The sequence below is a fragment of the uncultured Alcanivorax sp. genome (assembly GCF_947258575.1).
Taxonomy (GTDB): Bacteria; Pseudomonadota; Gammaproteobacteria; order Pseudomonadales; family Alcanivoracaceae; genus Alcanivorax.
In genome coordinates, this window is sequence record NZ_CAMYIV010000005.1 from 145,956 (window position 1) to 165,234 (window position 19,279).

Annotated in this window: 16 protein-coding genes and 1 other RNA gene; 12 read left to right on the forward strand and 5 right to left on the reverse strand. The window is 60.2% G+C overall.

The window, feature by feature from the left end; genetic code table 11:
• Positions 1-72 precede the first annotated feature (72 nt).
• On the forward strand, positions 73-588 hold the full coding sequence (locus tag Q0Y02_RS05715; protein ID WP_297765630.1) for a hypothetical protein: 516 nt from the start codon (positions 73-75) through the stop codon (positions 586-588).
• Positions 589-654: 66 nt separating this feature from the next.
• Here the strand turns inward: Q0Y02_RS05715 and rpiA are convergent, their stop codons facing one another.
• Positions 655-1,308, reverse strand: coding sequence for a ribose-5-phosphate isomerase RpiA (rpiA, locus tag Q0Y02_RS05720; protein WP_273010127.1), 654 nt, complete (start codon positions 1,306-1,308; stop codon positions 655-657).
• A 156-nt stretch (positions 1,309-1,464) separates the two neighbouring features.
• Here rpiA and ilvA point away from each other — a divergent pair, with 156 nt between their 5' ends.
• Positions 1,465-2,982 carry a threonine ammonia-lyase, biosynthetic gene (gene ilvA, locus Q0Y02_RS05725; RefSeq protein WP_035246079.1) on the forward strand — a complete coding sequence of 506 codons (1,518 nt, stop codon included), beginning with the start codon at positions 1,465-1,467 and terminating at the stop codon, positions 2,980-2,982.
• Positions 2,983-3,278: 296 nt separating this feature from the next.
• Positions 3,279-3,425, forward strand: a complete 147-nt coding sequence (locus Q0Y02_RS05730) for a hypothetical protein (protein ID WP_156964847.1) — start codon at positions 3,279-3,281, stop codon at positions 3,423-3,425.
• Here Q0Y02_RS05730 and Q0Y02_RS05735 read toward each other — a convergent pair.
• From Q0Y02_RS05735 to Q0Y02_RS05750, 4 genes are all read right to left on the reverse strand, one after another.
• Positions 3,409-3,990, reverse strand: coding sequence for a 5-formyltetrahydrofolate cyclo-ligase (locus Q0Y02_RS05735; protein WP_272962541.1), 582 nt, complete (start codon positions 3,988-3,990; stop codon positions 3,409-3,411). The genes Q0Y02_RS05730 and Q0Y02_RS05735 overlap by 17 nt on opposite strands.
• Before the next feature lie 25 nt (positions 3,991-4,015).
• Positions 4,016-4,199, reverse strand: a non-coding RNA gene (ssrS, locus tag Q0Y02_RS05740) — 6S RNA.
• A 277-nt stretch (positions 4,200-4,476) separates the two neighbouring features.
• Positions 4,477-4,788, reverse strand: coding sequence for a cell division protein ZapA (locus Q0Y02_RS05745; RefSeq protein ID WP_035246081.1), 312 nt, complete (start codon positions 4,786-4,788; stop codon positions 4,477-4,479).
• A 51-nt stretch (positions 4,789-4,839) separates the two neighbouring features.
• Positions 4,840-5,052 (reverse strand): TIGR02449 family protein, encoded by a 213-nt coding sequence (locus tag Q0Y02_RS05750; RefSeq protein WP_035246082.1) that lies wholly within the window; start codon positions 5,050-5,052, stop codon positions 4,840-4,842.
• 279 nt (positions 5,053-5,331) lie between these two features.
• Between Q0Y02_RS05750 and Q0Y02_RS05755 the strand changes: the two genes are divergently transcribed.
• The 9 genes from Q0Y02_RS05755 (at position 5,332) to Q0Y02_RS05795 (ending at position 19,273) form a co-directional block, all read left to right on the forward strand.
• Positions 5,332-5,916: a UPF0149 family protein gene (locus Q0Y02_RS05755; RefSeq protein WP_272962542.1), complete on the forward strand. Its 585-nt coding sequence runs from the start codon at positions 5,332-5,334 to the stop codon at positions 5,914-5,916.
• A gap of 37 nt (positions 5,917-5,953) precedes the next feature.
• Positions 5,954-7,279, forward strand: a complete 1,326-nt coding sequence (pepP, locus tag Q0Y02_RS05760) for a Xaa-Pro aminopeptidase (protein ID WP_297765644.1) — start codon at positions 5,954-5,956, stop codon at positions 7,277-7,279.
• 77 nt (positions 7,280-7,356) lie between these two features.
• Positions 7,357-8,538 carry an FAD-dependent monooxygenase gene (locus Q0Y02_RS05765; protein ID WP_297765647.1) on the forward strand — a complete coding sequence of 394 codons (1,182 nt, stop codon included), beginning with the start codon at positions 7,357-7,359 and terminating at the stop codon, positions 8,536-8,538.
• A gap of 287 nt (positions 8,539-8,825) precedes the next feature.
• Positions 8,826-10,073, forward strand: a complete 1,248-nt coding sequence (locus tag Q0Y02_RS05770) for an FAD-dependent monooxygenase (protein ID WP_297765650.1) — start codon at positions 8,826-8,828, stop codon at positions 10,071-10,073.
• A 102-nt stretch (positions 10,074-10,175) separates the two neighbouring features.
• On the forward strand, positions 10,176-11,186 hold the full coding sequence (locus Q0Y02_RS05775) for an extracellular solute-binding protein (RefSeq protein WP_297765653.1): 1,011 nt from the start codon (positions 10,176-10,178) through the stop codon (positions 11,184-11,186).
• A 3-nt stretch (positions 11,187-11,189) separates the two neighbouring features.
• Complete coding sequence (locus tag Q0Y02_RS05780) at positions 11,190-12,788, forward strand: iron ABC transporter permease (protein WP_297765656.1); 1,599 nt, start codon at positions 11,190-11,192, stop codon at positions 12,786-12,788.
• A 259-nt stretch (positions 12,789-13,047) separates the two neighbouring features.
• Positions 13,048-14,412 (forward strand): outer membrane protein transport protein, encoded by a 1,365-nt coding sequence (locus tag Q0Y02_RS05785; protein WP_297765659.1) that lies wholly within the window; start codon positions 13,048-13,050, stop codon positions 14,410-14,412.
• Between the two features lie 10 nt (positions 14,413-14,422).
• Positions 14,423-17,599, forward strand: a complete 3,177-nt coding sequence (locus Q0Y02_RS05790; RefSeq protein ID WP_297765662.1) for an Ig-like domain-containing protein — start codon at positions 14,423-14,425, stop codon at positions 17,597-17,599.
• Positions 17,600-17,917: 318 nt separating this feature from the next.
• Entirely contained in the window at positions 17,918-19,273 is a 1,356-nt protein-coding gene (locus Q0Y02_RS05795) for an outer membrane protein transport protein (RefSeq protein WP_297765665.1), read from the forward strand.
• The last annotated feature ends 6 nt before the right edge of the window (positions 19,274-19,279 follow it).

Sequence of the window (19,279 nt, forward strand, 5' to 3'; positions counted from 1 at the left end):
ACGCAAATTTCCCGATGGTAGCGTCACATATTGGCAATATGCCTTTTGATTGTTGTTTCAAGGAGACAAAGCATGGATAAGAAATGGATGCTGGCGATGACCGCCGGTGCCGCAATGATGAGTCAGGTAGCAGTAGCCGACCTGAACGCGGGTATCAACGCTGCTGTTAACGCCGAAGCGGATGCCAAAGCCACCGAGCAGTCTGTCCGTGATCAGCGTGATGCAGGCAAAGCCAAAGCCGAACAAATGAAGGAAGAGGCCAAGGCTCGCAAGGAAGCTGCCAAAGAGAAGGCTGAAGCAAAGAAAGAAGAAGCCAAGGCCAAGAAAGAAGCCATGAAGGAAGAGGCTGAAGCCAAAAAAGAAGCAGCCAAAGAGCGTGCTGAAGCAGAGCGCGAAGCCGCAGAAGATCGCATGGAAGCAGAGCGTGAAGCTGCTGAAGACATGAAGGAAGCCGCCAAGGCCAACGCTGAAGCCGATGTTAATGCCAGTGCCGAAGTCAATGGCAACGGTGCCAAGGCTAACGCAAATGTGAATGCCAATGCCAAAGAGAACGCCAGCGAAAAAGCCTGGTTCAACTTCTGGGATTAAGTCATTCGCTTTGCGAAAAAAAAGGGCCGCAATTTGCGGCCTTTTTTATTGCTTGGAATACAGAATTTAATACTGATTGACGCTGCCGTTCTCGCCCACCAGCACCACATCCGCAGGCCGTTTGGCAAACAGCCCATTGGTAACCACGCCGACAATATTATTGATTTTCTCTTCCATCTCGATGGGATTAAGAATATCCAGATTGTGCACGTCGAGAATGATGTTGCCGTTGTCGGTAACAAAGTCTTCCCGGTACTCTGGCTGACCACCCAGAGCGACCAGTTTACGAGCCACATGGGAGCGCGCCATGGGGATCACTTCCACCGGTAGCGGGAATTTCCCCAGCCGTTTTACTTGCTTGGACCCATCAACAATACAGATAAACTGTCGGGCCACAGCGGCGACAATTTTTTCGCGAGTCAGTGCGCCGCCACCGCCCTTGATCATTTCCCGATGGCCGTTTACTTCATCGGCGCCGTCCACATACACCGGCAAGCTGTCCACGTCGTTCAGTGACAACACCGGAATGCCGTGACTCTTGAGTCGTTCTGCGGTGGCGTCGGAGCTTGCCACGGCACCCTTGATGCGGTCTTTCAGGCTGGCCAGGCCGTCGATGAAGAAGTTGGCGGTGGAGCCGGTCCCCACGCCGATGACTTCGCCCTCGGGTACAAAGCGGAGCGCCGCCTCGGCGACCTGTTTTTTCAGCGCATCCTGGTCCATGAAATTGTCCTGTCGTGCGGGTAAAAGAAATGTGCGGGAATTATAGGGCAGGCGTGGCGATGACTCGACCCTGGAGAGTCCCGACCTATCGCATTTATCCCGGCCAGCCCCTAGACTAGACCCTTCTGCGCACCAAACACCAACCCGGAACTCCCCATGCTGGATAAATACGTCAAACGGATACTGCAATCCCGCGTCTACGACGTGGCGGTGGAAACCCCCATCCATGCGGCGCCGTTGATTTCCAAGCGTATTGGCAACCGGGTGTTGCTCAAGCGGGAAGACCTGCAGCCGGTGTTTTCCTTCAAGCTGCGCGGCGCCTATAACAAGCTTTGTCAGCTCAACGATGAGCAGCTTCAGCGCGGGGTGATCTGTGCCTCCGCCGGCAACCATGCTCAGGGGCTGGCGCTGGCAGCCAGTTCCATGGGTATCAAGGCTACCATCGTGATGCCGCGCACTACGCCGGACATCAAGGTGAACTCGGTGCGCAATCATGGTGGCAAGGCGGTGCTCTACGGCGACAGTTTCGATGAGGCTCTCGCTCATGCCCGCAAGCTGGAAGCGCGTGACAACCTGACCTTTGTGCACCCCTATGACGATCCGGATGTGATTGCCGGGCAGGGCACGGTCGGTATGGAAATCCTCCGTCAGCAAAGTCGCGACCTGGATGCCATCTTTATCCCTGTGGGCGGCGGGGGGCTGGCCGCCGGTGTGGCGGCCTATGTGAAATATGTGCGCCCGGATGTGAAAATCATCGCGGTAGAACCGGAAGATGCCGCCTGCCTGAAGGTGGCGCTTGAGAAAAATCGCCGTGCAATCCTGCCTGAGGTGGGGTTGTTTGCCGATGGCGTGGCGGTGAAACAGATTGGCAAGGAAACCTTCAAGATCCTGCGTCACCACGTGGATGAAGTGATTACCGCCACCACCGATGAAATCTGTGCGGCCATCAAGGATGCCTTCGAGGATACCCGGGCCATCTGCGAGCCCGCCGGCGCGTTGGCCCTGGCCGGTCTGAAGAACTGGGTAGCCAAACACCAGGTGGAAAACCAGACCCTGGTGGCGATTCAGAGTGGCGCCAATGTGAATTTCGACCGTCTGCGCCATGTGTCAGAGCGGGCGGAGCTGGGTGAACAGCGCGAGGCTATTCTGGCGGTGACCATTCCCGAACGCCCTGGTGCGTTTCGTGCTTTCTGCCAGGCCCTGGGTCGGCGTGGTATTACCGAGTTCAACTACCGTTACAGCGATGACCGGGATGCCAACATCTTTGTGGGCATCCAGCTGCGACCGGGCGGGGAAGCCCTTCAGGCCTTGATGGCAGACCTGGAGGAGCGTGGTTACCCAGTGGTGGATATGAGCGGCAACGAAATGGCCAAGTTGCACATCCGCCATATGGTAGGAGGGCATGCGCCACGCCAGGATATGCAGGAAAGGCTGTTCCGGGTGGAATTTCCCGAACGCCCCGGTGCCCTGATGAAGTTTCTCCAGTCCCTGGGAGAGAAGTGGAATATCAGCCTGTTCCATTACCGTAACCATGGCGCGGCCTATGGCCGGGTGTTGGTGGGCTTTCAGGTGGAGGCCGGGAAGTATTCCCGACTGCTTGCTGATCTCAAAAAGGTGCCTTATCCCATGGTCGAGGAAAGCGACAACCCGGCCTACCGCCTGTTTCTGGACTAATACTGAACTAAATAGCGGTGGTTCGGTCACTCCATGGCGACTTTGCTGGAAGGCCAGAATTGAAATAGTTGGCACAATCACTATTTGCGTTTAAAGCGGGTGTTTTTAGCCAGTTAATGGGCCTTTTTGTTAAGAAACGTCAGCAAAGCCGGCTAAGTGCTTGACTTTACATTGCGAAATGATCAAATTTTGACCCGGTTGGCATTTTACATTTTGTAATAGCTTTAAGATGACACTCTTGTTACGACTTTCGGGTCGCTTTGAGTATTGCTGTACCGCTTTTTGGGGATAGAAAAATGAAGAAGAAGCCGGACGCCCTGGTGCTACTGGCTGTGATATTCGGCTTGGGCGTGCTGATCAGCAGCCTGACCTACGGCGGCAACGAAAACGATTACCAACGCTACGCAGATAGCGCCGGCGTTGTTGTCAGTCACATCCAGTAGTAACAGTCAGATCTACCGGTTGGTCCCACGGGGCTACCGGTAGCGTTCCCTCCGTAACCTTTTGAAAGTCATAACCCACCGCCACCAGTATGGGTCGCCTTGGCCTGCGCGCCAGCTCTGCCAGCGTGCGGTCGTAATACCCTCCCCCCATGCCTAGCCGATAGCCGCAGGCGTCAAACGCCACTGCCGGCAGCAGAATCACGTCCAGTGCCCACAACGCCCGACCCCGATAGTGGTGTGCCGGTTCGGCAATGCCGTAATGGTTGGGGTGCATGGGGTGGTGCCGCTGCCAGAGGCGAAACTGCAGGTGGCCACGGCGGATCGGGTCCAGGCGTGGCAGGTAGGTAGTGGCAAGCTGGAAGCGGTTGTGGTCGAGCCCGGGTAGCAGATCGAGCTCGCCGTCGTTGGCCAGATACAGCGCCAGATGGCGGGCCGGGCGATGGCCTAGTGCCTGATCCAGCTGAGCTCCGACACGGTGGCTGGCCCGGCGGCGCTGGCCAGGAGTCAGGGAGCGGCGTTGCTGTCGGAACTGGCGGCGCAGTTGCCGCCGCGTAGCTGCGGTCATGGGCTGGCCAATGCAGAAATAAAGGGTGCTTCCCGGTCCGCCGCTGCGGGTTTGACCCTTGAACCGCAGGTTCAAGGTGGAGGCAGCAACCCCACCTTCAGGCTTTCCGCTCAATAGGCGGACATGCACACAGGCAGGGCAATATTTGCCCCCGGGTATTACTTTATCGGCTCGGGGACATGACCCTCTGGCGAACGGGCCAGGAAGCACTCGGGTGCAGTATAACAGTGGTATCGGGGACAGGTCAGGACTTGACAGGGAAAGGATTTCGTTGGCCTTTACTCGGAGTCGCTGTAGGAGTTCCCTTCCAGGGGACGAACCACGCGTCAGCGTGGAAATCGCCCGCAGGGCGATCAGGGATGCCGGGGATCGACAGGTCTTTCCAGAAAGGAATGCGTGTTGGTCGGGGCTTTTCCTCGCCAAGGCTCGGTTCGCGCCTCAAGCCGCGCTCCTACAGGGGGGGGGTAGAAACGTGGAGGGAAGAGACTACAGCTTGCGGCGGGCGTCTTCGAAGGCCTGGATTTCGTCTTCCAGGCGAGTGAGCAGGGCCTGGACGCGGGCTTCGCTTTCGGAGTCTTCGGACACCGCCTTGCGGGCGTTGAGCAATTCGTGGCTCATGTTCAGGGCGGTCATGATGGCAATGCGTTCCAGGCCGATCACATTGGCATCGCGGACTTCACGCAGTTGTTTGTCCAGATAGCGGGCGGCGGCGAGCAGGTTGTCCTGCTCACCGGCCGGGCAGGCGACGCGATACTCCTTGTCCAGTAGATGAATTACCAGGGAGTTTTCGTTAGACATGGCCGAGGGCACCGCATTGGCTGTGGATCAGTGTCAGGCAGGATGTCACGCTCAGGACTCCTGCTCCAGGGATTTCAGACGCGAAATAATGGCTTCGACCTTGTTGCGAGCCACATCGTTTTTTTTCAGCAGTTGGGCCCGTTCTTCCACCAGCTTGGCCTCGCGTTCATGCAAGGACTGGTTTTCCTGACGCAGGCGCGCACTGATGCGCAGCAGGTCATCGACGCGGGCTTCCAGTTGCCGTAGTTGTTGTTCCGTCGTCATGGCAAAATGTACGCTGTTCGCCTAAGGTGTGGACCTTTCTCGGCCCGGCGTTCCCGTAGAGCCTGTTTATTGGCCCTCACCCTGCCGGTATTTTCCGGCAATGGCATTCCCACCCGGATTACAGGTTGTTTCAACTATAGGTGTGGGGTTTGCAGGGGTCAACGAAATTCAATACTGGTAGCCACTTAGCGCACATTATTCACGGGCTGCCTGAGAACCTTTACGGCGTCCGGACAGGAGCCGAGATAACCTTCCCATTCCCGCAAAACGGATAGAGTCATGTCCAACCCGATTGATTTTGAAGCCCTGGCCCAGGGCCTGGCTGCCGCCGGTGTGGCCCATTCCCCCAGTGAACTGCAAGGTGTCATGGCGGGGCTGCTGGCCACTGGCCATGGCGGTCACGATGAAGAAGTGATGGGCGTACTGGCGGCCCATACAGATATTGATGGTGGCTTTGACGGCGCTCTCTCGGTGGCACTGCTTTCATTGCGTGATCAGCTTCACGAAGGGTTCCAGGGTACCGGTCTCGATCTGGCGTTGTTGCTGCCCGGCGATGAAGAAGAGCTGGGCCTGCGTGTGGCGGCAGTGGCCCAGTGGTGCGAAGGCTTTCTGGTGGGGTTCGGTACCGGATCGGCCAACACCCATGACAAGGACCTGTCGCCGGGTATCCAGGAAGCCTTGTCCGACCTGGCAGCGATCAGTCAGGTGGCCACGCCGGACGATGACGGGGACGAGCAGGAAGATATGTTCGAGCAAGTGGCGGAGCATTGCCGGATGGCAGCACTGATGATTTACACTGAGCTGGTCATGCGCAACCAGGACAAGCCGGCACCAGCGCCGCAAACGCCACCTACCCGGCACTGAGAATCGCCGTTATCGCTGCCACTACCAAGGAGAGCTCTTGAGTATCAACCGTCAGGAATTCGATCGTCGCCGCCAGGAGCTGATGGGTATCATGGGGCCCAACAGCATTGCCATCCTGCCGGCTGCCCCGGAACGCACCCGTAATCGGGATGTGGAATACCCCTACCGGCAGAACAGCGATTTCTGGTACCTCACCGGTTTTGGCGAACCAGAAGCGATCATGGTGCTGCTGCCTGGCCGGGAGCACGGCGAGTATGTGCTGTTCTGCCGCGAACGCGATCGGGCCATGGAAATCTGGAACGGCTACCGGGCTGGGCCGGATGGTGCCGTGGCAGACTTTGATGCGGACGACGCCTTCCCCATTGGTGATATCGACGAGATCCTGCCGGGCCTGATCGAAGGCCGTGAACGGGTCTATTACGACTTGGGCCACGATGCGGAATTCGACCGTCGCCTGATGGGCTGGGTTAACAGTATCCGTGAGCGGGTCCGTTCCGGTGCCCAGCCGCCCGGAGAGTTCGTTGCCCTGGCCCACCATCTGCACGACATGCGCCTGTTCAAGAGCGCCGCTGAAATCAAGTTGATGCGCCGCGCTGCCAGCATTTCCGCAGGTGCCCATGTGCGCGCCATGCAGGCGGTCAAACCGGGCATGATGGAATACCAGCTGGAAGCGGAATACATCCACGAATTCATGCGCAACGGCTCACGCAGTCCCGCCTACCCGAGTATTGTCGGTGGCGGTGCCAATGGCTGCATCCTCCACTACATCGAAAACAGCCAGAAGCTGAAAAGCGGCGACCTGGTGCTAGTGGATGCCGGTTGCGAGCTGGAGAACTATGCCTCGGACATCACTCGTACCTTCCCGGTGAGCGGTACCTTCAGCAAACCGCAGCAAGCCTTGTACGAACTGGTGCTGGCCAGCCAGCATGCGGCTATTGAGGCTACCCATCCGGACAATCACTGGAATGTCCCCCACGAAAAAGTGGTGCATATCCTCACCCAGGGTCTGCTGGATCTGGGACTGCTCAAAGGTGAATTCAACGAGGTGGTGGAAACCGAAGCTTACCGCCGCTTCTTCATGCATCGCACCGGTCACTGGCTGGGGCTGGATGTGCATGATGTGGGCGACTACCGGGTGCAGGAACAGTGGCGGCAACTGGAGCCGGGCATGGCGCTGACCGTGGAGCCTGGGCTGTATGTGGCGCCGGACGACGACAGTGTGGACGAACAGTGGCGCGGCATCGGTATCCGCATTGAGGATGATGTGGTGGTGACCAAAGACGGCTGTGATGTGCTTAGCCATGAAGTGCCGAAGGAAGTAGCGGATATCGAAGCGGTGATGAAAAAAGCTGTTAACAGTTGATAGTGAATAGTTAACAGCGAAAACCGGTGCTAATACGCTCCTGCAGATACCCCTTATATGGTTTCGGGAAAACCTGGATGACGGAACAGAGGCAAGACCCCATTCTTATCGTCGGCGGTGGCATGGCCGGGGCGTTGCTGGCCTTGTTGTTGCGGCATCACGGTGCGTCGGCGGTGACGCTGGTGGAAAGCCATCCTCTGACCCTGCCCGATGAACCGCCGCTGACGCCCAGCTTCGATGCGCGCAGCACCGCGCTGTCCGCCGGCACCCTGTCGGTACTGGATGAGTTGGGATTGGCCGAGGCCATTCGTGAACATTCCGCCGCTATCGATACCGTGCACGTATCTCGCCGCTCGCGACTCGGCATCACCCGCCTGCGCGCCAGCGAAGAAGGGGTGCCGGCGCTGGGGGCGGTGGTGGAAAACCGCTGGCTGGGTTTTGTGTTGTTGCGGGCCCTGTATGCGGATGCCGCTATCCAGGTGCTGGCACCGGAACGGCTCAGCGCCATTCGCCGTCTCGAAGACGGTTATCAGGCCACCCTGGAATCCGGCCGCACCCTGACCACGCCGTTGCTGATCGCTGCGGATGGTGCCAAGTCGCGTACCCGCGAATGGCTGGGAGTGAGCGCCCGGGACAGCGATACCGGCCACGATGCCATGATCGCCAACCTGTCACTGGCCAGCGACCACCAGGGTATTGCCTACGAGCGTTTTCTCAGCGATGGGCCGTTGGCGCTGTTGCCGCTGCCGGACCGCCGTTTTGGCCTGGTCTGGACCGGCCCCCGTGATCAGGTGGATGCCTGGATGGAAATGGAGTCCGGTGCTTTGCTGGAGCAGTTGCAGCAGCAATGCCCGGCAGAGGCGCCCCGGATTACCGGCATCGGCGAACGTCAGCGTTACCCGCTGATACTCACCCATGCCTGTGCCCAGGCGGTGCCCTTCGGTGTGGTGGTAGGCAATGCCGCCCACACCCTGCACCCGGTGGCAGGCCAGGGTTTCAATCTGACCGTCCGCGATCTGGTTCAGCTGGCATGTACCGTGGGCGGCGCGTCGGCACCGGGAAAACTGTCCCTGTTGCAGCAATACGTGCAGCGCCGGGAGCAGGACCAGGCCCTGATCAGCCAGGCCTCGCGCTGGGTGCCGGAAATGTTCCGGGCCCAGCAACCGTTGTTTGCTCACAGCCGGCAGCTGGGGCTGGTGGCCATGGATATTCTGCCCGGCCTGCGGCAGGGGTTCGCGCGGCGGGCCATGGGGCTTTGAAAGGCAGTTAACAGTTAATAGTGAATAGTTAACAGCGAAAACCAGGCTACGGAGCTGCTGTAGGAACGGAGTGTAGCGGAGTAACGCACGTAGTTCCGTGCGGCCCGAGGCGTGAGCGAAGCGAATACGCCGCTTGAGGCGCGAAGAGCTTGCAGCTGCTTCGGCGTTTGATAAAGGCGGGCTGACAATGCAAACGCAGCAGCACGCGTTAAAGATCGTGGACATTCGCGCCTCAAGCGGCGCTCCTACATATCAACAGCGAGCATCGACCTTTGAAGAATGCGGCCATGACAGAACAGCCTGATTCCCAACATATCGTCATCGTCGGCGGTGGTATGACCGGGGGCTTGCTGGCGGTGTTGCTGGCGGAGCAGGGGCTGGATGTGACCGTGCTGGACGGGGCGCCGGCGCCGGTGATGCCCTCCGGTCCGGCCCAGTTGCGGGTGTCCACGCTCACTGAGGCCAGTTACTGGTTGCTGCAAAACAGCGGCGTCTGGGAGCATCTGGACATGAGCCGGGTGCAGCCCTACGACGCCATGCAGGTGTGGGATCAGGATGGCACCGGCGAAGTGCTGTTCCGTGCGGAAGAGGTGGGCGCGCAGTCCCTGGGCTGGCTATTGGAAAACGGTCACCTGGCGGCGGCGCTGTACCGGCGGGCGGCGGACTTTGCCAATCTGGACTGGCGCTGCAATGCAGCGGTGGACAGCGCCCGCCGTGAGCAGGGTGGCTGGCAGGTGCGCGCCGGGGACCAGAGCTGGCAGGCGGTTCTGCTGGTGGGGGCCGATGGCGCCCGCTCCCGGGTGCGGGACTGGGCCGGTATCAGTGGCGGAGCCCGCGACAGTGGCCATCATGCCCTGGTGGCCACCATCTCTACTGCGCTGCCCCATGATGCCTGCGCTCGCCAGGTGTTCATGGAATCCGGGCCGTTGGCGCTGCTGCCGCTTTACAGTGACCCGCAGCAGGGTGAGCAGCGGCAGTGTTCCATTGTCTGGTCTGGCTGGCCGCAGCGAATTGCGGGGCTGCGTGATCAGGCGCCGGCGGAGTTTGCCGCCGAACTGCAAGCGGCCGTTGGCGATGCGCTCGGCGACGTCACCTTGCTCAGCGAGCGGGCGGTCTTTCCCATTCAGGAGCGCCACGCCAGCAGTTATGTGGCGGCGGGCCTGGCGCTGGTGGGCGATGCCGCCCACGTGATTCATCCGCTGGCGGGGCAGGGCGTCAACCTGGGCCTGCTGGACGCGGCGGTGCTGGCGGAAGAGGTGGAGCGAGCCGTTGGCAGCGGGCGTTCCTGTGCGGACAGTGCGGCCCTTGCCCGATATCAGCGTCGGCGCCGCGGTGAGAACCTGATCATGCAGAATGCCATGCGCGGGTTTCAGCACTTGTTTGGCCAGCGAGCCCTGCCGGTGCGCTGGCTGCGCAACACAGGCATGCGCTGGGTCAATCAGGGCGGGCCGCTCAAGCGACTCTTTGCCAGCCAGGCCATGGGCCGCGGTGCGGATTTGCCGGCGCGCGCACGGCCGCAATCTCAGGGTCTGTAAGGCACGCAAATCAGGCTAGAGCTTGGCATGAAATCCTGCCATACTTGCGCCTCAATTAAGAATCATTCTTGTTTCCTTGTGCATTTGATGGAGTCCTCTACTATGCGAGCCGTTGCGTTTCTGGCCGCCGCCGCTGTCATGCTTACCGGGCTGTGGGCCTGCTCCGAACCCGCCGCCGAAGAAGAACTGGTGGTCTATACCTCGCGGAATGACCATCTGATAAAGCCGGTATTCGATGCCTATACCGAAGCCACCGGCGTGAAAATCCGCTATATCACCGACAACGCCGCCGCCCTGACCGCCCGTTTGCAGGCGGAAGGTGAGCGCTCTCCAGCGGATATGCTGATCACCGTGGACGCCGGCAACCTCTGGAATGCGGCGGACAAGGACCTGCTGCAACCGCTGGAGTCTCCGGTACTGTCTGCCAACGTGCCGACGGAACTGACCGACCCGGAAAACCGCTGGTTCGGCCTGACCGTGCGGGCCCGCACCCTGGTGTATTCCACAGACCGGGTGGACCCGGCGGCACTGTCCAGCTACGAAGCGCTGGCGGAACCGGAATGGAAGGGCCGTCTGTGCCTGCGCACCTCCAAGAAGGTCTACAACCAGTCCCTGGTGGCAACCATGATCAAGCGCCTTGGCGAAGAAAAAACCGAGGAAATTGTGCGTGGCTGGGTGGCGAATCTGGCCACCGACGTGTTTTCCAACGACACCGCCCTGATGGAAGCCATCGTCGCCGGGCAATGTGATGTGGGCATCGTGAATACCTACTACTTTGGCCGCATGAAGCAGGACAATCCGCAGCTGCCCCTGTCCCTGTTCTGGGCCAACCAGCAAAGCAGCGGTGTCCACGTGAACATCTCCGGCGCCGGCATCACCCGCCATGCGCCGCACCCGCAAAAAGCCCGCGACCTGCTGGAATGGATGAGCCAACCGCAGGCCCAGAAACTGCTGGCCGACCGCAATATGGAATACCCGGTGAATGCCGCCGTGGAGCCTGCCGAGGAAGTGGCCTCCTGGGGGAAATTCAAATCGGATGATCTGAACGTCAGTGTGGCCGGCGCCCTGCAGGTGGATGCCGTCAAACTGATGGATCGCGCCGGGTACCGCTAACCGGTGCGAACACGGGGAGCCCTTTCCGCCAGCGGTGCCAGCGTTCTGCTGCTGGCCTTGCTGGTGCTGGTGCCCATTGTGGTACTGCTGGCCGCCTGGCAGCAGGAACAGTGGGCCACCTGGCAGCACCTGCTCGACACGGTGCTGTGGCGGCTGGTGGGCAACACCCTGTTCCTGATGGTGGGGGTCACCGCCGGGGTGCTGCTGCTCGGGGTCTCCCTGGCCTGGTGTGTGGCCACCCTGGAATTCCCCGGGCGGCGCTGGCTGCAATGGGCGCTGTTGTTGCCCATGGCCATGCCCGCCTATGTGCTGGCCTTCGTGATGGTGGACCTGCTGGATTACGCCGGCCCCGTCCAGACCTTCCTGCGCCAGTGGCTGCCGGCCCTGGATTTCAGCGCCCGTCATCCCCTGTGGGTGGTGATCACCCTGTCCCTGGTGCTCTATCCCTATGTCTACATGCTTGCCCGGCTGGCCTTCGAGGCCCAGGGGCGGGCGGTGCTGGAACAGGCCCGTATCCTCGGCGACACGGCCTCTTCCGCCTTCTTCCGGGTGGCCTTGCCGATGGCGCGCCCCGGCATCGCGGCGGGTCTGGCGCTGGCACTGATGGAAACCCTGGCCGACTTCGGCGCGGTGAGTATCTTCAACTTCGATACCTTTACCACGGCGATCTACAAGAGCTGGTATGGCCTGTTCAACCTGCAGGCCGCCGCCCAGCTCGCCTCCCTGTTATTGCTGTTCGTGGTGGTGGCCCTGTGGCTGGAGCGGCGTGGCCGCAGCCGCGCCCGCTACAGTGAGATCGGCGGCCGCCAGACCTTGCGCAGCCGCCCGCGGCTGGCCTGGGGCGTCACCCTGTTTGCCTTTGCGGTACTGTTTCTGGCCTTCCTGCTGCCGGTCAGTCGCCTGCTGTACTGGGTTATCGACAATGGCTTGATGCAGGTGGATGCCCGTTTCCTCAACCTGATCTGGCGCACCTTCCTGCTCGGCACCATGGCTGCCGTGCTGGTGCTGACACTGGCCGGCTGGCTGGCCTGGGTGAAGCGGCATCAGCCGTCACCCTCGGTCTCCGTGGCCGTGCGATTGGCGACCCTGGGATACGCCTTGCCGGGTTCGGTGCTGGCAGTGGGCATCATGATCAGCTTCAGCGCGGTGGAGGGCTGGCTGGCGGATCTGGGGCTGGGCATCGTACTGGTCAGCACCCTGGCCGCGTTGCTGCTGGCCTACGTGGTGCGCTTTATGGCTGTGGGTTTCGGGCCGGTGGAAAATGCCCTGCAGCAGGTGCGCCCCAGCCTGGTGGAGGCGGCTCGTACCCTGGGGGCATCCTCGGCGGAAGTGGGGCGCCGGGTCTATGTGCCGATGATGCTGCCGGGTCTGCTCACGGCGCTGTTACTGGTGGGCATCGATGTAATGAAGGAAATGCCCGCTACCCTGCTGCTGCGCCCCTTCGGCTGGGACACCCTGGCAGTGCGCATTTACGAGCTGACCGCCGAGGGGGAGTGGCAACGAGCCGCTGCGCCGGCGTTGACCCTGGTACTGCTGGGGCTGATTCCAGTGATGGTACTGACCCGCCGACGTGCCGAACGACTGAACTCGCCCCGGAACTGATTCTCCTCCCCGTCCGCGCTCCCCCCTGCAAAAAGCCTAACTCCCCCGAAAAAGCTACGAACATCCTTCTACCTGCTTCGATATCGAAGCGTTTATTTTTGTGTATATATGTAAATTTGGTGACGGTTTAGGCATTTGCCGTGATGTATTTGTGAAGGAAAGTTGGTACGTTTATGCCAACTTGTTGCGCACATAACTGTGTATGCAATTTGAAAATAAAAACAGCCCCGTTACGGGCGCGTCTTTTTTGGAGAGCTTCATGACAATACGGAAACTGCTGCCAGCCATGTTGGCGGGTGTTGGGGTTGTGTGCATGTCGCCGGCACTGGCCAGCATGGGCAATATCGGTACCACTTACGGGGTGCTGCCTTCTGATCTGGCTTCTGCTCAGGCCCTGTCGTTGTTCAACAGCCAGGTCTCCGCCACCTATTACAACCCGGCCTACCTGGCCCATGACGATCGCGGCGAGCTGACCACCGGCCTGTTGCATGCGGACCATGAGTTGCGTGGGAGCAGCCTGGGTGGTGCTGCGCCGTTACCTCGCAGCAGCGATACGCTGCAGGACTCACCCTCCCAACACACCCTGCTGGGCATGAAGACCGACCTGTCCTCACTGACCCGCTATAACCACCCCATGTACCTGGGGTTCATGCTGGGGGTGGAGAAGTACGGTGAGGAAATGATGGCGTTCAATTCCCAGACTTCCGTTGAAGGTCAGTACTTTGAATTCGGCCGCCAGCCTCTGTTTCTCAACCTGGGCGGTGGCACGAAGATCTGGCGTGGCCTGGATATGGGCTTGTCTGCCCGCATTACCCTGCACTCCGAGGCAGAACTGGTGGCCACCTCGACCCTGGGTGGGGAGACCAGCTACGAGACGCTCAACGTGTCTGCCAAGCCCTCCATTCGTCCGATCTTCGGCATGAACATGGATTGGGGCGAGAGCTTCTGTGGCGAGGGCGATAACTGCTGGTACAACGGTCTGGAAACCGCCTTCAGCTTTCGCGGTTACTCCAACACCAACACCACGGTGGACTCCACCATCACCATCCCCGGCACGGTGCTGGACCCGGGCATCAACCTGGCCATCAGCACCGTGGATTCCTACCAGCCGAACATTTATGCCGCGGGTCTGGCCTACGGTCGTGATCGTTGGCGGGTGGGCCTGACCGTGGAAATGCAGGAATGGTCACGGCTGGAAGAAGAGCTGGAACGCGACACCATCAAGGACCAGGCGGTGAATGCCGCACAGGATGACTATCGCCTTGAGTTCAAGGACATCGTGGTGCCCCGTCTGGGCGGCGAATTCCATCTGGATGACACCTACATGGTCACCGGCGGGGTAGCGTTCAGCGAATCGCCGCTGGATTCCGACGGTTCCCTGGAAGTGAACTATCTGGATACCGACAAATGGATTGTGGGCCTGGGGCTGACGGCCCGCTACAAGTCGGTGCCGGTGCTTGCCTACCCGGTGCGCCTGGATCTGGCCTACCAGTATCAGAAACTGGAGGCGCGCACCTTTGATCTCTACGACCGTCGCTCTCCGTCGTTCCCGCAGCCCTACGAAAGCGTGGAAGCGGACGGGGATGTCCATGTCTTTTCCGGCTCTATCACCCTGAAATTCTAGGAGATCGGCGATGAGAACAAGAAATCTATGGCTGGTCACAGCCGCCGTGACCCTGGCCGCCTGTGGCGGCGATGCCGGAGACACCCCGTCCATTGCCGGTTGGCAGCAGGCCGAGGTCTATTACAGTTACCCCTATGACGGGCAGCAGAATCTGTCCCCGAAAACGCCGCTGGTACTGCGCTTTTCCCACGCCATGGAGGTGGATGCCAGTCACTTCACCCTGCTGCGCTGTGGGCAAGTGGATGATAGCTGCGCGGATACCGGCGACAATCGGGTGGCCTTGAGCGCCCCCCAGGCGCTGGACAGCGGCAAGGGGGTCAGCCTGCAGCCGCTTTCCCCATTGCAGGCGCATACCCACTATCGGCTGGTCATCGACGGCATCGAAACCAGCCAGGGTAGTCCGGTGTTCCCGGACGGCGGCCTGGATTTTGTCACCCGTCTCAGCGAAGACGGCCCCATGTCCAGCCAGATGGCTACACCGGATCTGGCCATCAGTCAGATCATTCCCGATGGTGATGCCCTGCCGTTCATGGATTTTTCCACCCTGCGGCTACGTTTCAACCAGATGCTCGACCCGGCCACGCTGGTGTACGGCGACACCGGCGCGGGTGCCTCCGTGGAGCTGGAGCACCAGGGTGACACCGTGCCTGCGGCGCTGCTGGTCAAGGGCAATGCGGTTACCGTGGACCCGCTGGATGACCTGACCCCGGGCCAGCAGTACACCCTGAAGTTCACCTCGTCGGTACGCGGTGTGGATCAGGCCCAGCTGACCGGTGGCTTCGAGAAGAGTTGGGTCGCCGGTAATTCCATGCCCCGCGCTACCCTGGTACAGGATGTTCTGAGTGCCAGTGATGACCAGGACGACCCCTGCAACGCTTCCGGTGCCCTGGTAGCCAAGCTCACCGGCGCCACCATGAACTGCGTGCCGATTCAGTCCACCCTGCTGGGTGACAAGGACGCCACCATGCAGACCGGTAATGTGTTTGCGGAGCTGGCCCACCTGCCCAACTACCCGAATGTGTCGCCACTGCGCATTCCCCGCAACAGCCTGCTCACCGGCACCAACGTGACCGTCAAGGTGGCCGGGGAAGTGGCCGCCGGCATTGAGACCGGCGCCATCTCGGTGACCTTCCTGTCCGATGCGTCCGGTTACCTGTTGCCCAATCCCTACAGCGATGCCCATCAGGCGCCCAAACAGGTGAAGCTGTACATGGATGTGTCCATGACTGCGGAGAACCCGGAGGCCAATGGCGCTCTCAGCCAGACCCTCATGCATGTGGAGCTCAACGGCATGGCACTGGTGAAAGAGGGCCGCATGGAAATTGATGCGGTGGGTATCGTGGAGCCGAAAGTACTCGGCCAGGAAACCGCCTTTGGCTTGCTCAGCTTCCACATGAAGTCCTACGAGGACCAGGAAAATGCCCCGCAACCGGTGCCGGACATGACCGCACCGGTACGGCAATCCATGGTGCCAGCGGTGGATGCGGAGGGTATGGCGATGAATGCACGCCCCGGCGATGCGGTGATCCTGAATTTCAGTGAGCCACTGGACACCGCCACCCTGCGAGCCGGTGATACCTTCGGCCTGCAACACAATGGCAGCCATGTGACGGTGGACTGGTACCTGGATGGCGCATCGCTGGTCATGCGTCCGGTCACGCCGCTGGCATTTGGTGAAAGCTACACCGCCATGGTCAGCGATCAGGTCACCGACCTGGCCGGTAACCCGGTTATCCCCGTGAGCGACGCATTCAGCTTGCCGGAACGTATCGGTGGCAATGCCGCGCCCATGGTGCTTACCAGTTACCCGGGTTTCCCCTGTGCTGCTGACAAGGAGCACTGGGAAATCGAAGCCGGTAATCATGGCTTCTGTCAGGGTGTTAGCACCGATGACGACCGTAACCCGGTGCCGCATCTACCGGCGGATCGCGCTATCCGGGTGAATTTCTCCCAGGATATCGCGGCAGAGTCCGTGGTGTTCGAAAACACCGATGCCTGCAACGTGGGCAGTTTCCGGGTGGAAAAAGTGGCGTTGGACCCGAGCACCGGTCGCCCGTTGCGCTACGACGAAGGTGGCAAGCGCAAATACAGCTGTGAAACCGGGGTAACGGGGCAACTGAAAGTGGGCACCCGCAGCCTGGTATTCACGCCGGACCAGCCCTGGGAAGCCGGCGCTTATTATCGCTATATCCTGATGAGCGTGAACCAGACCTCTGCCCAGCAGCCCGATGATTGCAGCAGCGGCGAGGCTATCTGCTCCAGCGATGGCAAGCGTCTGCAGACAGCCATGCTGCGAGCGCCGGCGGGCGACATGGGCGGGCCGGACATGCATCTGCATTTCATTGCCAGTGCTCCGGTTGCCAGTGTCTTCCAGCCACTCAAGAATCTGCCCACTGCAGATCTCAATGGTAATGGCCGCTTTGATGTGGGCGAACCGGGGTACCAGGGGGGCGAACCCGGTGCCAACACCACGGCGTTGATCATTGATCAGAGCAAGGGAAACAATGGCAGCGAAGGAGGGGTGACCGACCCTGCGTTGATCTGTGATCAGCCGGAGCAGTGCGGTATCCATGTGGTCGGCGGTCTCAACTCCGAGGTGATCGGCGCTACCGAGCCCTACGATGACCCCTCGACAGCGGACGTGGAAGCCTGGCCGGCGGTAAGGGTAGGGTTGTACCCGACCCTGATCCAGGCGTCGTCTGTCACCCTGAAAGTGAAAATTCTCGGTATTGCAGAAAGTGATACACCCACGGAAACCCAGTTCATGCGCATGCGTTACAGCTGTGTCGCCTGGCCGGAGGATGCCGAGAACTTCTGCGGCAAGCAGAACCCGGATGGCAGTTTTGTCTTCGATGAGTGGGAGCGTCAGGGCCTGATTCCAGGCTGGATCGTGCAAACCCCGGACGGCCCGGAGTTCCGTGCCGATGTGAACCTGTATCTGGATGCCCCTTACATGCACATCCTGCTGGACGGTTCCCACAACCAGCACAGCTACCCGTTGACCATGAACCTGGCCGGGCCGGTGACGTTCCTGCCGGATGGCCGCATGGTGATCGAACAGCTCAACAGCAACGATATCGCTGTGGATGTGAATCTGTCAGTGCTGATCCTGAGCCCGAAGATCTACCTGAAAATCCCGGCTGGCGGAGTCAAGCTCCAATACCTGGGTGAGCCCATCAAGCAGTAATCCCGGGATGATGAAATCCTTGCCGGCCTTCGGGCCGGCTTTTTTATGGTCATCTACCCTCCCGTCACATACCCGCCTTTCTGAAGGCAAACCGAAACCGCCCGGTTACATCAGTTAACAATACCGGTGCTCCCACCTACTTTTCTCAACTATTCCCAACTTTTTGCCAACGGCGCTGGCACCGTCGTTTTGTTTGACTTATTGCATATACACAGGGGGGAATAGGCGAGAGGCTGCATAGCTTCACGTGTTGTTCTCCTGTCGCCTGGGAGCTTAACCTGAGGCGAAAACCCTAATAACAAACGCCGGAGAAGCGCTATGACTACCAAGACCCTTACCCGCTGGGGAGCTGCTGTCATTGTCAGCACTGCCCTGTCGAGCCCTGTTTTTGCTGCCATGGGCAACACGGCCAGCACCTATGGCCTGCTTCCCGCTGATGTGGGGACAGCCATGGGCCTTTCCATGTTCAACCCCCAGGCATCGGCGCTTTACTACAATCCGGCCTACTTGACCCGGGATCCCCGCGGTGAGCTGACCGTGGGCCTGTTGCACGGCGATCAGGAACTACGTGCCGTCAGCCAGGGCAACCCCAACGGTGGCGCGCCGTCAGTGATTCGTGATGGTGACGTACTGAATGACACCATGTCTCAGCAGCAGGTCATTGCGCTGAAAACCGATCTCACCGACATGACCAAGTTTGAACACCCGATCTACTTCGCGATCATTGCCGGCGTGGAAAAATTTGGTGAGGAAATGCTGGCGTTTGATTCCAGCACCAGCCGGGAAGGCCAGTTTTTCAACTACGGCCGACAGCCATTGTTCCTCAATCTCGGTGGCGGCCTCGAACTGGCCAACGGTATTACCACCGGTGCCTCCGCGCACATTTCCCTGCGTTCTGAGGCTACCCTGATCGCCAGCGCCAACCTGGCCGGTGAAACCCAGCGCGAAGAGCTGACCGTGTCTGCCAAGCCGGTGATTCGTCCGGTGCTGTCCATGAATCTGGAATGGGACAAGGTGTTCTGCGGCAAGGAAGACTGCGGCATCTGGACCGGTCTGGAGACCGCTTTTGCTTTCCGCGGGCACACCGAGGCCCGCACCGCGGTGGAATCCAATCTGACCATTCCCGGTACCGTTATTGATCCGGGTATTACCGTGTTGATCGATACCATCGATTCCTATCAGCCGGATATCTTCAGTGCCGGCCTGCTGTATCACTTCACCGACAACTTCCGCGCTGCCGTTACCGTCGAACAGCAGAACTGGAGTGACCTGGAAGATGAACTGGCCCGCGACACGGTCAAGGACCAGGCCTTCGCCGAGTTCAAGGATATCGTGGTACCGCGTATTGGTGCAGAGTGGACGGTGAACGATCACCTGATTCTGTCCGGCGGTGTGGCGTATCAGGAAAGTCCGCTGGAAAGCATCCAGACCCCGGACGTGAACTACCTGGACAGTGACAAATTGATTGTCGGCGTGGGCTCATCCCTGATCATCCAGAACCCGCCCATCCTCGCTTATCCGCTGCGCCTTGATTTCGGTTACCAGTTCCAGAAACTGGAAGAGCGGGATTTCGAGCTGACCACCACCCGTCCCGGTGTGGCGAACCCCTATGAAGTGGTAACCGCTGATGGCGATGTCCATGTGTTTTCCGGCGCTATCACGGTGAAGTTCTAACGGAGG